We start from the raw sequence: 14,618 nt of genomic DNA, 5'->3' as shown, positions 1-14,618 counted from the left end.
ACTCAGCTCATCAAAAAGGTGCGATAGAAGCGCTGCTATCGCATATCAGGTAGTAGGCTGCCTATACAGGTTGTGTAACGGTGATGTACGGTCTTACACTCGTTTCGTAAAAAGAACGGGCATTTGACGGTATACATCTTGCATCTGCACCCTATTATATCGTACTATTGTGACTGTACTTCCCAGATAGGGCCCGGTCGTAACATCGCAGCAATGCGCTTCATAGGCTGGCTACCTCAGCGTATCGACACTACCACGAACCGACGCGCTATACGCATGTTCGATTTCGGATTTGATAACTTTGACGGATCGTCATCAGATACCCGCTTGCAAGAGCTGGTAGATGCATACGAGAAGCAGGGCACGTCAGCGTACTTCGACTCGAATGAGTTCGAGGAAATCGCAACGTACTACTTTGAACGTGGCGCATACGAAAATGCCCTTGCCGTTATCGACCACATGCTCGACCTGCATCCGTACGTAGCAGATGGATGGCTACGTCGTGGCATTCTGCTTAATAACCTGGGGCGCTACAGGGAAGCTCTGAAGACTTATCAAAAGGCGCGCGAACTCAACCCCGCTGACCCAGACACACTTGTAAACCTGGGCATCACACTCGATAGCCTCGGCCGCTCGAGCGAGGCGCTTGCTGCGTACGATGAGGCCCTGTCGCTCAACCCGCTCCATGCAGAGGCCTACTTCAATCAGGGTATTGCGCTGGAACGTGCAAACCACTTACAGCGCGCTGCCGATGCCTTTCAACGGTGCGCCGACCTGCACCCCGACCACCCAGAGGTATGGTATGAACTGGGCTACTGCCACGACCGGCTCGGAAACAACGAGGAAAGCATATCGGCTTATGACCGTCATCTCGACCTCGATCCCTACGCACAGGATGCATGGTACAACCGGGGAATCGTGCTCAATCGCATCAGTAAGTTCGAGGAGGCTATCTTCTCATACGACCTGGCCCTTGCCATCCGCGACGACTTTGCGTCGGCGTATTATAACCGGGGCAATGCGCTTGCTAATAACGGCGATCTTGACGCAGCCATTCGAAGCTATGAGAAAGTGCTAGACCTTGAGGGTCCCGACGCTGCTACCTACTACAATATTGCGCTTGCCTACGAGGAAAAGAACGATATCGACCAGGCATTTGCGTACTATCAAGAAGCGCTCGACACGGAGTCGGCCTACCCGGAAGCCTGGTACGGTCTTGGCAGCTGTTACATTGCTCAAGACGAGTGTGCAGAGGCCTTTGACTGCTTTGACTATGCAACCAGCCTGAACGACAACGTGCCCAAGTTCTGGAAAGCCAAAGGCGACACGGCCTTTCAGATGCACGCGTTCGACGAGGCCCTTGCGGCGTACCGTAAAGCCATCCAACTCAATGAAGATGACAGCCACGCATGGCTTGGATACGCCGAGACGCTCTTTCAGATCGGCGAGGCCCGCGATGCGCTTGAAGCCTACCAGACCGCTCAACTGCTCACGCCGAATGCCGCCAATGCGTATTTTCACCAGGCAAAGGCTCTGCTGGCTATCGGACAACCCGAGGAGAGCATTCGTGCCCTCAAAACAGCATTCCGGCTCGACCCTTCTAAAAAGAGCGAGTTTCGCGATGCGTACCCCGACCTCTATCGCGACGCGCACGTCCGGCGCCTGCTCGGGCTTGATCGCGCCTAACCATCCCGCTTTCTGCTCTTCTCTTTCCACGTTATATGCCGTCGCTTCGCACGTTGCTTGGAGGATTCGGCGCCGGCATGCTCATGGGGGCCGCTGATATCATACCCGGCGTGAGCGGAGGCACCATCGCTCTTATTGTCGGGGTATACGAACGTATCATTCACGCACTCACCGCTGGCGGCTCTGCTGTACTTGCGCTTCTGAGTGGACGCTGGACGCGAATGCGCGTCCATCTCGGCCAGATTCATTGGGGATTGCTTGTGCCTCTCGGAGCAGGCATCGTATTCGCCATCCTGACCGGAGCGCGCTTGCTTCCTCCACTTATAGATGCCTACCCTGCCCCCATGCGCGGGCTCTTTCTGGGTCTGGTAGCCGCCTCATTAGCTATTCCTGCCATGCGCATGCACGCCTGGACCCCCAGACGGTGGTTCTTGCTTGTAACTGCAGCTGTCGTAGCCTTTATGCTGGCAGGTCTTCCTACAACGGAGACCACCGCGCCCTCACTGCTTCGTGTATTTGCAACAGCCGCGGTAGCTATCTGCGCCATGATCGTGCCCGGCGTAAGCGGTGCCTTTTTGCTTGAAGTCTTCGGCATATATACGCCGACGCTTAATGCCCTCAACACCGGCGATTGGGCATATATCATCACGTTTGCCAGTGGAGCCGTTATCGGGTTGGGCGGATTCGCACGTATCCTGCATGTCTTGCTGCAACACTACCACGATGCAACCATGGCTGTCCTCATCGGGCTCATTGCGGGCGCACTACGTGCCCTGTGGCCCTTCATGGGCGACGATCGCTCGCTACAATGGCCCACAGAAAGCGATCCGATCCTCGTCGTTGCCGCTCTCACGCTCGGCGGAGCGCTCCTCATTGGACTGCTCGTCTGGTGGGGACAGCGCCGCGCCGCGTCGCTTCGTGCAAGCCCGAAGCCAGCCGAAGAACGTTCTTGATTGTTCAAGGGGTGCGTTCAACGACGCTTTTGTGTTGGGAATGTGTGTTGGAAATGCCGGCTGGTTTTAGCACCCTCTGGCTCCCCATGCCTGCCGGGCTTCGCCGAAGGTGTACCCCCCTCCTGAGTAGGTCTCAGTTTAGTTGCTAAGAAGACATTACACCCAGCCAGGAAGCGGCTTCAACCTGACGCTCGCTTGCATGCTTACTTTACATTGTCTATTTCTTCGGTATATTTAAGCCGCGCACGCCTCATGTAGGGCATTTCGTAAGTAGACTGGCTCAGAGGCTTTAGATCATGCTTCTTTTCTTTCTTCATCCCTCTCTCTTATCGCAGCAGCGCGTGGTACGTGCGCTGGCGCTTTGTCTGGTGCTTGGTCTAGTGTTTGGCTTGACGATGCACCTCGCAGGATGTGCGTCTACCGAAACGAGCACCTCGCCTGCTACTTCCAACTCCTCAGGCTTCCGCTACGATTCTCTGCTCGTAGAAAATGAGCGATTGCGGGCTCGGAACCGGGAGCTCAGCGACTCGCTTCAGTTTTACGATAACATTGCTTCGGGACAGTACCGGCGCGAGCGCCGCGCTATGCAAGACGATTTAACACGTCTGGCCTATGAACTTTCTCTCCTTCGAGAAGGCGGCCAGACCGTCGCAACGCTTTCAGCCGATGTTCTCTTCGAGCCTGGCACATCCACACTTACAGAAGATGGTCGCATGCGCTTGCGTGAGTTAGCACGTCGCCTGCGCACGACGTATCGTGATCGTGCCATCCGCGTGGAAGGCCATACCGACACGCATCAAAGCGGAAACGATGCGTATGCATCGGCCCGGGTCCGCTCTGCAACCCAGGCAGCGGCTGTAGTGGACCTTCTCGTTGCACATAGCGAACTCCCATCCAGCCAATTTCAGGCAGTAGCACTTGGCGACGCTCAGCCCACTGCTTCCAACGAAACCGAGACCGGGCGTACTCGCAACCGGCGCATACGCATCGCAGTGCTCCCCCCAGCACACGACGTGGCAAGCCCTTTCGAGGTCGCCTGGTAGCCCCCTACCCACCTGTGTGTGGTTTAGGTAGTGCCCGAAGCGTAAGCGCGTAGCCCACAGCGCGTTTTCATTCAACTGCCTAAATCGTATCAAGCATCGCCTCTACATAGCCATTTTCTTGCTTTCAGGCCATAACTCTCTGCAGAAAATAAGTAGACCCACAAAAGTGTCTTCGATCATGTCATTGCGAGGAGCGCTAGCGACGTGGCGCTGTGAGCGCAGCGAGGAAGTGCTTTTAGAGTGCAATCTTGTGCCCTGCAAGCGGGATGAAGCCCTGCAAGTGACGCATGAGATCGCACCCCAGGAGTACTCGGGCTTCGCCCAGCGCCGCGTCGGTCGCAGGCTCCCTCCTCGCGATGACAAGGTGTAAACGTATTTTCGGCGACCTACTTATTTTTGCAAGCTTATGATATTGCTGCTTATAGCAGCTTTCCACCAATGGGTTTAGTACAATTTCACAAACAAGGGTGCTGATGTGTCGTGTTCCACTGTGTAAGCAAAAGCACTTATACCGAGCTACACAGCAACCCGTTAGAGGGTTAGGCACGACGCTCGTCAACAGTCTTTTTTCAAACTGCTACACGCTATGAATACGCTATCTCGCATCGCGGGGATCTTCTTGTTGGGCACTGCTCTTGTCTGGGGTGCCCCCCTCGCGCAGGCACAAGACATGCCGGCCCCAAGCCCGGAAAACCCTGAAGCGGTAGAAGAAGCTCGTGAAGCCGCTGAGTCATGGTTGGAGCTAACCGACGCAGGCTCATTCGCTGAAAGCTGGGATGCAGCTGCCGAGCTGCTCCAGAGTGAGGTGACACGTGACGAATGGACGCAACAGTCTGAACAGGCTGAACAGCAGATTGGAAGCGTCGAGGAGCGGGAATTCATGGGGGGGCAGTACCAAGACGACATCCCTAACGTCCCTGAAGGAGAGTACGTGATCATGCAGTACGAGTCTTCCTTCTCTGGCATTGATCAGGGCGTCATGGAGATTGTTGTTGCCACAATGGAAGAGGGACAGTGGAAAGTAGCTGGTTACACTGTGCAGCCTGCTCAACAGCCGCAGCAACCACAGCAGCCGCAGCCACAGCCGCCGCAGCCCGATCAGCCGCCCAATAACTGATCTGGATCGATAGGCATGCTTGCCCCAAATTATTGGGGAATGCTGACTAAGGTGAACAAAAAAGCGCAGCAGGCTCATACGCAGCCTGCTGCGCTTTTCTATGGCATGCTCTTTCGGTCCATGAATACACCCTTCCGTATTAACTTCCCCTGGTTTTGGCTTGAGATCGTTTCGCCTCTTCCGCTATATTGGAAATCATACTGAGCGGTGCCTGAACGCCTCCCCAAAGCTGCCTCTCTCCACAAACTGCTCCTCTTGTAGCGCACCTGTTCCTCATAAACAGCCTGTATAATCTTCAAGCCCCCCACCTGACTGCTATCTTCTTATGCTCTATGCCCGGCTGAACTGGCTGATCGCTGTTCTATTTTTCCTCGTGCTATTTCTTCCATCTGCAGGCACGGGCACGCCGCTGTCTCTATCGGATACGACAGACGTTGCTATGTCTGTCGCTATCTCTGACACGGTGGTCGTCACCGCGTCCCGTAATGCCGAACAGGCGCAGCAGTCCGGACGCTCGGTCTCGGTTTGGTCGCGAGACAGCATCGAGAGACTCCCCGCTATGACGTACGACGAGGTGCTCCGTACGGTAAGCGGTATTGACGTACAGAGCCGGGGCGGATTTGGCGTGCAGAGCGACATTACTATGCGCGGCTCCACATTCAACGGCGTACTCGTGCTTGTCGATGGAGCACGGCTCAATGACCCTATGACGGGCCACTTTCTCGCTGACACCCCTATAACCGCAAGCGATATTGCACGGATCGAGGTGCTGCGCGGCCCCGCGTCAGCGCTTTACGGCCCCGATGCACTCGGAGGAGTTGTGCAGATCTTTACCCATGCTGGCCTACAGCAAGAAAGCCAGGCCGCTCCTGTTGACTCCGAGCATGCCTCTTTCAGTACACGTGTCGGTCGCCATGCGTTGTATGAGGCTACAGGACACGCCCGGATTCAGCGTGGTGGCACGCTTCTAACAGCTTCGTTTGCTACACAAGGTAGCGATGGACAGCCCATCTCGACGCCAGACGGCAATGCCGTTACGCATGATGATGAACGCCTGCGCACCGACTTTGAGCGAATGGTCGGGTCGGTAGCCCTCACCCAGCAACTGGGCAGCGGAACGCTCATGGCTCGTGGCGGCGTTGATGACCGCCAGTTCGGTGCGTATCAGTTCTACACCAGCAACGAAACTGATCGCGCGCGCGAGTCCACCTCCACCTACTGGGCCCAAGCCCGCTACGTGAGCTCCCCCGACCGCCCCACCCAATTTCGCGCTCAGGTTGCGGCTAAACAGCATGAAGACAGCTACCGCTTCACTCCCGACATCTCTCCCAACGAACACACCAGCCGCCTGCTCACCGCTCATACCCAACTACAGCACGACCTGAGCAGTCAGTGGCGTATTGGAGGCGGTGTGTCAGGGTCGATACGAGACATAGATTCTAATAACCTGGGAAACCATTCGGATGAGTCTGCAGGCGTCTTCGGCCAGGCTCGCTGGAATCCGGTTGACCCGCTCACCTTGAGCGGAAGCCTGCGCCTCGACCACGACTCGGCATTCGATACGGAGCTCACCCCCCAGCTTTACGTTGCCTGGTCGCATCCGTCGTATACGCTACGAGCCGGCTTCGGGCGCGCCGTGCGCGCGCCCAACTATGTGGAGCGCTACTACAACACGGAGCTCGACACGCCGCCCGACGGAAGCATTGGCACGCCGAGCCTACAAGCAGAGCGCGCCTGGTCGTATGAAGCCGGATTTGATCTTTACCCGGCAAACGGGATCTCGCTGCACGCGACCGGCTTCTGGCGCGACACCGATGGACTTATTGACTTTGCACTGGAGCCTGGCGCAGAACTTTTCCAGTCGCGCAATGTGCTCTCTGTTGAAACGCTGGGCATTGAAACTGAGCTTCGTGCCCGCCGTGCTTTGGGAACTCAGAGCTTTCTTGAAGCCACCGTTGCGTATACTGGACTCGACGCCACTATCGGAGATGTAGACGAGGACGTGCTCTACACGTATGCGACCAGCTCGGCACGCCATCATCTGCAAACGACGCTTCAGGCACAATGGGGGGCTGTTGGTGCCGGCCTCCAGCACCAGTGGAAAGAGCGTCTCGATGCCCCCGAACCGGCCGACATGCAATATCAGGTAGCCAATGCTCGCGTATACTACAACACATCTATTATAGGCACGCAAGCCACCGCTTCTGTGGAGGTGCGTAACGTATTTGACCGCTCTTACAGCGAGGTCTTCAACGCCCCAATGCCCGAACGGTGGTGGCTTGTTGGTATGTCCGTAGACATCTGACTGTAGAGCACGTCACGCCGCTTCGCGCGAGTCTTCAGCCGTTGCTTCTCGGTGCTCAGGCACATACGGTGCAATAACATCGCGCACCTCCGCAGCCAGCTCTTCTACCTCTGTATCCGCAAACTGCTCGGGGGGAATCTCAGGCAGCACGCGGATGTGCATGTCATGCTGCCCCCGTAGCACCATGCTCTTTTTCGGAAGCGCGTTGCTTGTGCCACTGATGGCAACCGGCAGGATTGGCACGTTCATCTCTTTAGCAAGTGTGAATGCACCGTGCTTAAACCGCCGCAATTCGCCAGTACGAGAGCGCGTCCCCTCAGGAAAGATAAACACGCTGCTGCCATTGCGCAGATGCGCGCGACAGGCTTCCATCATCTCCTTGATGCTATCCGAGTCTCCTCGTCGCAGCGCCACGTAGTTGTTCATCCGCATATTCCATCCCAGAATAGGCACCTTGAAGATCTCAATCTTCGACACCCACTTAAACGGAATGAAAAGCCGAAACGCTACCAGAATATCGAGCGCCGACTGGTGGTTGGATACAATAACGTATGGCTGATCGGAGCGTACGTGTTCACGCCCCTCGACCGTAACCGACCACAGCGGGTTCGTCCACAGATAAAACGACGCCCAGAACGACGAGTAGAGATGCAGCCACTTCAGGCGGCGGTCAAATGGCCACGTTACAGCCCAGACGAGCACCGCGCCCACATAGAAGAGGACACACGTCACCACAATGAAGAGAAAAAACGCAGCCGACGCCACGCGGCGTAGCACATCGCGTAAGATAGACATATGAGCCTAAAGCTGGTAAACAGAAGCCGATTGGTTTAAAACGGCACACTACAATCTATGTACTGACAGCAAAGAAGCCAACTGCACCCGCTTCTGTAAAGCCATTCCACTCATTTTTCCTCGTCGTAACACGATGCATTTATTGTAGCACATCCATTTCGGTCCGGTTACATGACACGCAAAACACGCAATTGAGGCGTAGATTGGAGCAGTTAGGAAAGTGTAGTTGCGGACATGCACAATGCAGTTCTGTCTCCTCATTGCAACAGTCCCAAATACACAGTACAGACGCAAGTCTTTTTCTGCTCTGCTTTTACTTTTTTCTAAGCAGCGCTCTCTTCTTCATCACGGCATGTGATAGCGACTCGGATCGTGTTGGCGATGACCCTGACGATAATCCGGATCCCGGTCCGGAAGTGCGCCAGGTAACTTACGACCTTCCAAATGTGGAGGGCAATGGAATCACCGGCAGTGACGCCACTACCACCTTCCAAGAGTTTGGAGATCAGACGCTTGTTACGCCTGAGTTGGAGGACGGCACCCCCGGCACCGAACTCAGCCACACGGCCCACATCCACGAGAATGATGTGGCTACTACTGGCGGCATTGCGTTCTACCTTGGCCCCATTGACGGAAGCGATCCTGACTCACGCAGCAGCATGCTGATTGGTGAATCCTTCGACACGCTCACCGACTTCGATGGCTACATCAATATCCATGAGAGCGTAGCCAACCTCGCGGAGATCGTATCGCAGGGCAACATCGGCGCCAATGCTGACGATTCCAATAACGACAATGGGGGCGGCTATTAATCGCCTGTGGCGCGCTTACACCCAATGGTGTGCGTGCTTCTCATCGCACACACTATAGCAAACCTCCCCGGCTCCTTCTGGAGCTGGGGATTTTGCATTGAGGTCCTTTATACCACCTCCTTCATCGTATATCAAGTCTGTAACGATACACTGCCTTGTCGTACTAACGGATGGCAAGTGTCTGCTTTGTCTGTTCGGATGCTTGGCACAACGCACTCTCTTTTCCTAAACCCCCAACCTGCTATGAGACGATTTCTTGCTCCAATTGGAAGTCTTGTACTTCTGGCATTAGTCATTGCAGCTTTCTCTCCAACGTCGGAAACGACGATTGAGGGCACCCTCGTTGACACGCGGTGCTACGGCATGAACAACGAGGCTAACGTGGGCAACGACCACATGGTGCCCGGTGCAGATGGTGAAATGCAGACCATCGAACAGTGCGCTACCGCCTGTGCAAACATGGGCATTCCCGCAGCCATCCTTGAAGATGGTGAGCCCGGTGCCGACACCTACGTTATTCTTGCTCCGGCTGGGCAACTCGCCGAACACATGGACAAAGAAGTTCGCGCGACCGGCAATGTTGCCATCAATGGCGGTATCATTCCCGATGTGCTTGAAGTGAAAGACGAAGATGGAAACTGGCAAGAGGTGGAAATCCAGGTGATGATGTAGCAGTCCTCTGGTTTTCTTTCCTCAACCGGTGGGCGCCAGGCAGTGTGCATTTAATCGTACGCAGCTTGGCGCCTATTGGTATAACGATAAATGGATGCGAGACCCATTCTCTCGTTTTAAACACGACAACACATTGCCCATGATGCCATCATACTGGTACCGCACCGCGCATTGGGGACTCTTCTACGGACTCGTCATTGGCGCCGTACTTATTATTATGATGACCGGCTGCGAATCTGAGGAAACGGCAGAGCCAACTCACAGCCCCGGGGATAGCCTCGTCGTGGTAGGAACACTCATGGATACCCAATGCTTTGCACAGCAACGCGATGAAGTAGGAGATGAGGCTGCCTACGCACAAGCTGGTACCTTCTCGTGCTCCGGCGAGTTTGTCAAGGAAGGCGGTCCTGCGGGTCTGGTGGAAGAAAACACGGATCCCTCCGATGAAGCCACCTGGATTCTGGTAGCCGTTCCCCAGATGCTCTCGGCCCATATGGGCGACCGCGTGCGCGTGGGTGGACAGTTTCGGTCGCGCGGCGTGCTCGTGCCCCATCGCATCGACCTGGACGATGATGGCAAATGGGTTCACATTTTTTGACCAATCTGCTGCGTTTACATGCGTATCTTCTGTTCTGTACTGCTTCTTGTTGCTCTGGCTGCGTGCGGTGGGGCCGATGCTCCCGACGAGGCCGATGCAATCCCTGACCCTACTGTCGAAAACCCTGCGGAAGAAGCGCCCGCTGACGGGCCTGATGAAGCATTGGGCTCCGTTCACTCAACCGAGGGCACCGTCCATTCCATAACACCCGATCGATCCCACCTTCGCATCGATCATGATCCTATTCCGGATTACATGGAGGCTATGCGCATGCCATTTGCCGTAGAAGATACCACTCTGATAAGCGGCGTAGAACCCGGCGACCGCGTAGCGTTCACCTTTGATGATTCGGGAAGCATCGCCCAAATCACCGATCTGGACCGAATTGAGGAAGCTGAGAACGAATAGCAAAACCCCCCTGACCGCAAGGGATACGCCTGCACAGGAGCTTGTAACGTCACAGCGTGCTGTGACACCTCCACCGCCAGTTCGGCCTTCAGCAGGCTTTGGGCGATTCAACGGCCCTGCCTATCTCGGGGGAGATCTTTCGACTCCGTCCCTGCTAAGTGGGCCCACAAAAGAATCTTTGAGCATGTCATTGCGAGGAGCGCCAGCGACGCGGCGCTGTGAGCGCAGCGAGGAAGTGCTTTTAGAGTGCAATCTTGTGCCTTCAAACAGGGCGGTACTGCTCAATTAAAAGGCATGAAATCGCACCCCAGGAGTACTCGGGCTTCGCCCAGCGCCACGTCGGTCGCAGGCTCCCTCCTCGCGATGACAAGGTGTAAACGTATTTCTGCCGATTTACTTAGGCGCAGGTGCTCCGCTCAAGATGACATCATTTACGGGGTGCGTTGCAGCCCAACCATTGACCTGCGACAAACCAATAGCAACTCTTCCAGAACGCCCATCACACCGAAGGGTTAGAACAGGCAATTCTCCGCACCCCATCAACAGATCGCCCGTACGACGTTGCCTGCAACCGATAACCACTCGGCGATTCTGCTTATCTACTGCTCCGACCGCAAAGGATTGGTGGCCGAGATAACTCACTTTCTGTCCCGCTACAACGGCAACATTCTGGAGATCGACCAGCATGTCGATGAACAGAACGGGGTGTTCTTTATGCGTGTGCAATGGGATCTGGACCGCTTTGAGATGCCCGACACATCCATCGAAGCCCAGTTCAAGGAAGAGGTGGCCGAGCCGCTCGACCTGAACTGGACCCTTCACTTTACCGGACAAACGCCTCGGATGGCGGTCTTCGTTTCGAAGTACGCGCACTGTCTGCACGATGTGCTCGCACGATACAGCAGCGGAGAATGGAAGGTGGATATCCCGCTCATCGTGAGCAACCACGACGACCTGCGACCGCTCGCCGAAAAGTACGAGATCGACTATCATCACTTCCATGTAACCCCCCAAACGAAGCCCGGGGTCGAACAGCAACAACGCGCTCTGCTTCGTGAGCACGAAATAGATTTTATCGTGTTGGCCCGCTACATGCAGATCCTTACGCCGGACTTCGTGGATTGCTATCCGGCACGCATCATCAACATCCACCACTCGTTCCTGCCGGCTTTTCCAGGGGCGCGGCCGTATCACTCGGCCTACCGGCGCGGCGTGAAGATCATTGGGGCAACAAGTCACTACGTGACTGAGGAGCTTGACCAGGGACCAATCATCGAGCAGGATGTGATTCCTGTAAACCATCGCCACTCGGTAGATGACCTCATCCGCAAAGGCCGTGACCTGGAGAAGATCGTGCTTTCGCGGGCGATCTGGAATCATCTGCAGCGAAAGACACTGGTGTTCGAAAATCGCACCATCGTGTTTCGATAGCCGGTTAGCCGCCGCGTAGGCATCCTGCATTTCTCCTGCTCCACCTGTACCTTGAGGAGGCTCCTGCTTTTTTAGATAATCGGTCCCGCTCATGCCCCACCCGCGTTCTCTTCCCGCTGTCTTGCTGCTCGTTGCCGTGGCGCTACTCACCATCCGCTGCGCGCCCTCTGAGCCCGTCACCGACGATACTCCAGATGAACCTGAAGAGCCTGCGGGACCGGCTTATACGCTTCTCGCGCACACCGACACGCATATCGTAGCACACATGCTCGCTGTCGACGAAGCCGATACGCTTCACACGAGTGTAGAACGCGTCATTCAGCATGTAGCTGCGCCGAATCATGATGCCGTCGCGTTCACGTACGCCTCTGACGACTCTCTCTACCTGGCACGCTATGCGCCTTCCGACAAAGGGCTTCAGGTTCTTCACGCGCACCCCTCGCCTGCCAACTACTCTGTCGCCTGGCATCCGACCGATGATGCCTTTGCATACGGCGTATACACTCCTACGCCCAACGATAATCGTGGCGCTGGCACGGTGCGCATTGCCCAGGAAAACGATACCCACTCGGTAGGGTGCAGCGCCTCCACCGAGGTGCTGGCCTGGCTCTCCGACGGCGAGCTCTCGGTACGCGACGACGAAAACCTCTACGTTGTCGGTGCCGACGACTGTGCCACACAAGCGACCCTCGACATCCGCAGGCATCACCAGCTTACGTACCATCCTTCAGGTCGCTATCTTGCTTATATCTACCGCACGCTTGAGTACAACCGGAGCGCAAACGAGTATCAGCCCGACTCCAGCCTGTACGTGAGCAGTGCCTCGGGTACCAACGAAACGCTGCTCTTCGGCAACGAACGGGCTGCGCGGCATGCGACGTGGGCTCCCGACACTTTTGAGTTGGCCGTGAGCGTCGAAGAAGAAGGCACGCGCCGCATTGTCGTTTCCGATGTCGCCTCTGAAGAAACGACCTTTCTGGTCTCCCCAGCCGAGGCTCCAGCCGGCGCCCAGACCCATCCGCACTGGAGTCCCGAGGGCGATGCCGTCGCATTTACCCTCACCACCGACAACGGCACACAACAAGCCGCCGTGCACCAGGCGGGCTCTACCGATCTGCTCATGCCGGTTACCGGTCCGGTGTGGGGCTGGGTAGATGCGCAGACGATTGCCCTCCCCACCGAGGACGGCCCCACGCTCACCGATCTGAATGGGTCGCCGATCTACACGCTGGAGGACAGCTCGACTACACTTATCGGCGCCTGGCCTGCTGAGGCGGTGATCGGTAAACGATAGATTCAAGGCACAGACCGGTAGGCAAATCTACGCCGCAGTGCATGCCTACTACGCCCGCCTGCATCGTTGCCTTTGGGCGCCTGGTTCAGACACTATCTATGCATACCCATCAGTAGCCATGCCCTACGCGCAAGGCATTCGTGCTAACCTCCCTCAGTTTCTGCTTCAGGTCGTTACGGTATTTGCCGTAGGCCTCACAATGGGTGCCGAGCGCACCATCGTGCCCATTATGGGCGAAGAGCTGTTTGGCATCGGATCGGTACTGATCATCGGGTCTTTCGTGGTTAGTTTTGGCATCGTCAAAGCAATTCTAAACCTGTATGCCGGCAAATGGGCGGATATGTACGGGCGGCGGCCTGTGCTTATTGCTGGATGGCTGGTCGCGCTCCCGATTCCGTTTATCCTGATGTATGCTCCCAACTGGTGGTGGGTCGCTGCAGGCAACGTGCTACTGGGCGTTAACCAGGGCGTGGCGTGGAGCATGAGTATGGTATCCAAGATCGAACTCGCCAAACCGTCCGAGCGCGGACTGGCAGTCGGCATCGACGAAGCATTCGGGTATACGGGCGTTGCCGTGGGGGCATGGCTTACCGGCGTTATCGCATCGGCTTACAGCCTGCGACCAGAGCCCTTCTACTTGCTCCTGCTTGTCATTATTGTAGGGACGCTCATCGCGCTCTTCTTCATTGAAGAGACACTCCCCTACGCCCGTGCCGAGGCTGCGTCTGAAAACGACGCGCCGGACGCTCAATCCAGCGAGGCCAACCTGCCGTTCTGGACCATCGTAAAGCGGGCAACCTACCGCGACCGGACGCTCTTCGCAGCCGCGCAGGCTGGTCACGTCGAGAACTTTGTGGATACGCTGGTATGGATCGCCTTTCCGCTCTTCCTCGTAGCTCAGGGCCTCGATCCAGCTCAGGTCGGAGTGGTCGTTGGCGCGCACAGTGCTGCGTACTTCCTCCAGATCTACACCGGACGCCTGGGCGACCAGATCGGGCGCAAGCCGCCTATCGTGGCCGGTATGCTGCTTGCCGGAGCGGGGGTGCTCGGCATGACATTCGTCGATAGCTATGGCGCGTGGATTGCGCTTTCGGCGCTCTCGGGCGTGGGCATGGCGCTACACTATCCGAACCTCATCTCTGTAGCCAGCGATGCCGCCCACCCGCTGTGGCGCTCAACCGGACTCGGCGTCTATCGCCTGTGGCGCGACTTAGGCTATGCTGTAGGAGCCGTGTTTATCGGCCTTACAGTGGATGCCGCCTCACTCGAAATAGCGTTTGTTGCTACGGCCCTGGTTATGTTTGCCTCAGGCGGATACGTGGCATGGCGCATGGAAGAAACTCATCCTGAGTTTGGCACGCACGCTCCTGTAAAGTAGGTAACTGTGAATAGATAACGCCCAGCAGGCAGCACAGCGGTGCGCCACAAGCACTCCTGCAATGCGCCAAAGGATCACGGCGCACCCAACAAGATCCAGTAGACGCCCGACTGGTGCGTGAAATAT

13 protein-coding genes are annotated in these 14,618 nt (G+C 56.4%); 12 read left to right on the top strand and 1 reads right to left on the bottom strand.

Features of this window, described 5'->3' with window-relative positions; all coding sequences use genetic code 11:
• Window positions 1–276 precede the first annotated feature (276 nt).
• From PPP56_RS06200 to PPP56_RS06180, 5 genes are all read left to right on the top strand, one after another.
• Window positions 277–1,686, top strand: coding sequence for a tetratricopeptide repeat protein (locus PPP56_RS06200; protein ID WP_353563167.1), 1,410 nt, complete (start codon window positions 277–279; stop codon window positions 1,684–1,686).
• Between the two features lie 35 nt (window positions 1,687–1,721).
• The gene (locus tag PPP56_RS06195) at window positions 1,722–2,639 is read left to right on the top strand and encodes a DUF368 domain-containing protein (protein ID WP_353563166.1); all 918 of its coding nucleotides are present in this window, start codon (window positions 1,722–1,724) and stop codon (window positions 2,637–2,639) included.
• A 296-nt stretch (window positions 2,640–2,935) separates the two neighbouring features.
• Window positions 2,936–3,682, top strand: a complete 747-nt coding sequence (locus PPP56_RS06190; protein WP_353563165.1) for an OmpA/MotB family protein — start codon at window positions 2,936–2,938, stop codon at window positions 3,680–3,682.
• Window positions 3,683–4,268: 586 nt separating this feature from the next.
• A complete protein-coding gene (locus tag PPP56_RS06185; RefSeq protein ID WP_353563164.1) occupies window positions 4,269–4,799 on the top strand; it encodes a DUF4019 domain-containing protein in 531 nt (176 codons plus the stop codon).
• 325 nt (window positions 4,800–5,124) lie between these two features.
• Window positions 5,125–7,104, top strand: a complete 1,980-nt coding sequence (locus PPP56_RS06180) for a TonB-dependent receptor plug domain-containing protein (RefSeq protein ID WP_353563163.1) — start codon at window positions 5,125–5,127, stop codon at window positions 7,102–7,104.
• A 12-nt stretch (window positions 7,105–7,116) separates the two neighbouring features.
• On the opposite strand, the gene PPP56_RS06175 is transcribed toward PPP56_RS06180, so the two are convergent.
• Entirely contained in the window at window positions 7,117–7,899 is a 783-nt protein-coding gene (locus tag PPP56_RS06175) for a lysophospholipid acyltransferase family protein (RefSeq protein WP_353563162.1), read from the bottom strand.
• A gap of 260 nt (window positions 7,900–8,159) precedes the next feature.
• On the opposite strand from PPP56_RS06175, the gene PPP56_RS06170 reads away from it, so the two are divergent.
• The 7 genes from PPP56_RS06170 to PPP56_RS06140 all read left to right on the top strand — a co-directional run bounded on the left by PPP56_RS06170 (window position 8,160) and on the right by PPP56_RS06140 (window position 14,492).
• Window positions 8,160–8,711, top strand: a complete 552-nt coding sequence (locus tag PPP56_RS06170; protein ID WP_353563161.1) for a CHRD domain-containing protein — start codon at window positions 8,160–8,162, stop codon at window positions 8,709–8,711.
• Between the two features lie 243 nt (window positions 8,712–8,954).
• Window positions 8,955–9,383, top strand: a complete 429-nt coding sequence (locus tag PPP56_RS06165) for a hypothetical protein (protein WP_353563160.1) — start codon at window positions 8,955–8,957, stop codon at window positions 9,381–9,383.
• A gap of 139 nt (window positions 9,384–9,522) precedes the next feature.
• Window positions 9,523–9,981: a hypothetical protein gene (locus tag PPP56_RS06160; RefSeq protein ID WP_353563159.1), complete on the top strand. Its 459-nt coding sequence runs from the start codon at window positions 9,523–9,525 to the stop codon at window positions 9,979–9,981.
• Window positions 9,982–9,999: 18 nt separating this feature from the next.
• Window positions 10,000–10,389, top strand: coding sequence for a copper-binding protein (locus tag PPP56_RS06155; protein WP_353563158.1), 390 nt, complete (start codon window positions 10,000–10,002; stop codon window positions 10,387–10,389).
• Between the two features lie 561 nt (window positions 10,390–10,950).
• Window positions 10,951–11,820, top strand: coding sequence for a formyltetrahydrofolate deformylase (gene purU, locus PPP56_RS06150; protein WP_353563157.1), 870 nt, complete (start codon window positions 10,951–10,953; stop codon window positions 11,818–11,820).
• Window positions 11,821–11,911: 91 nt separating this feature from the next.
• Window positions 11,912–13,114, top strand: a complete 1,203-nt coding sequence (locus tag PPP56_RS06145) for a TolB family protein (RefSeq protein ID WP_353563156.1) — start codon at window positions 11,912–11,914, stop codon at window positions 13,112–13,114.
• Between the two features lie 118 nt (window positions 13,115–13,232).
• Complete coding sequence (locus tag PPP56_RS06140) at window positions 13,233–14,492, top strand: MFS transporter (protein WP_353563155.1); 1,260 nt, start codon at window positions 13,233–13,235, stop codon at window positions 14,490–14,492.
• Window positions 14,493–14,618: the final 126 nt, after the last annotated feature.

Origin of the sequence: Longimonas sp. (assembly GCF_040409695.1) — a bacterium.
Classification (GTDB): Bacteria; Bacteroidota; Rhodothermia; order Rhodothermales; family Salinibacteraceae; genus Longimonas.
This window is presented reverse-complemented; position numbering and strand designations above follow the sequence as displayed.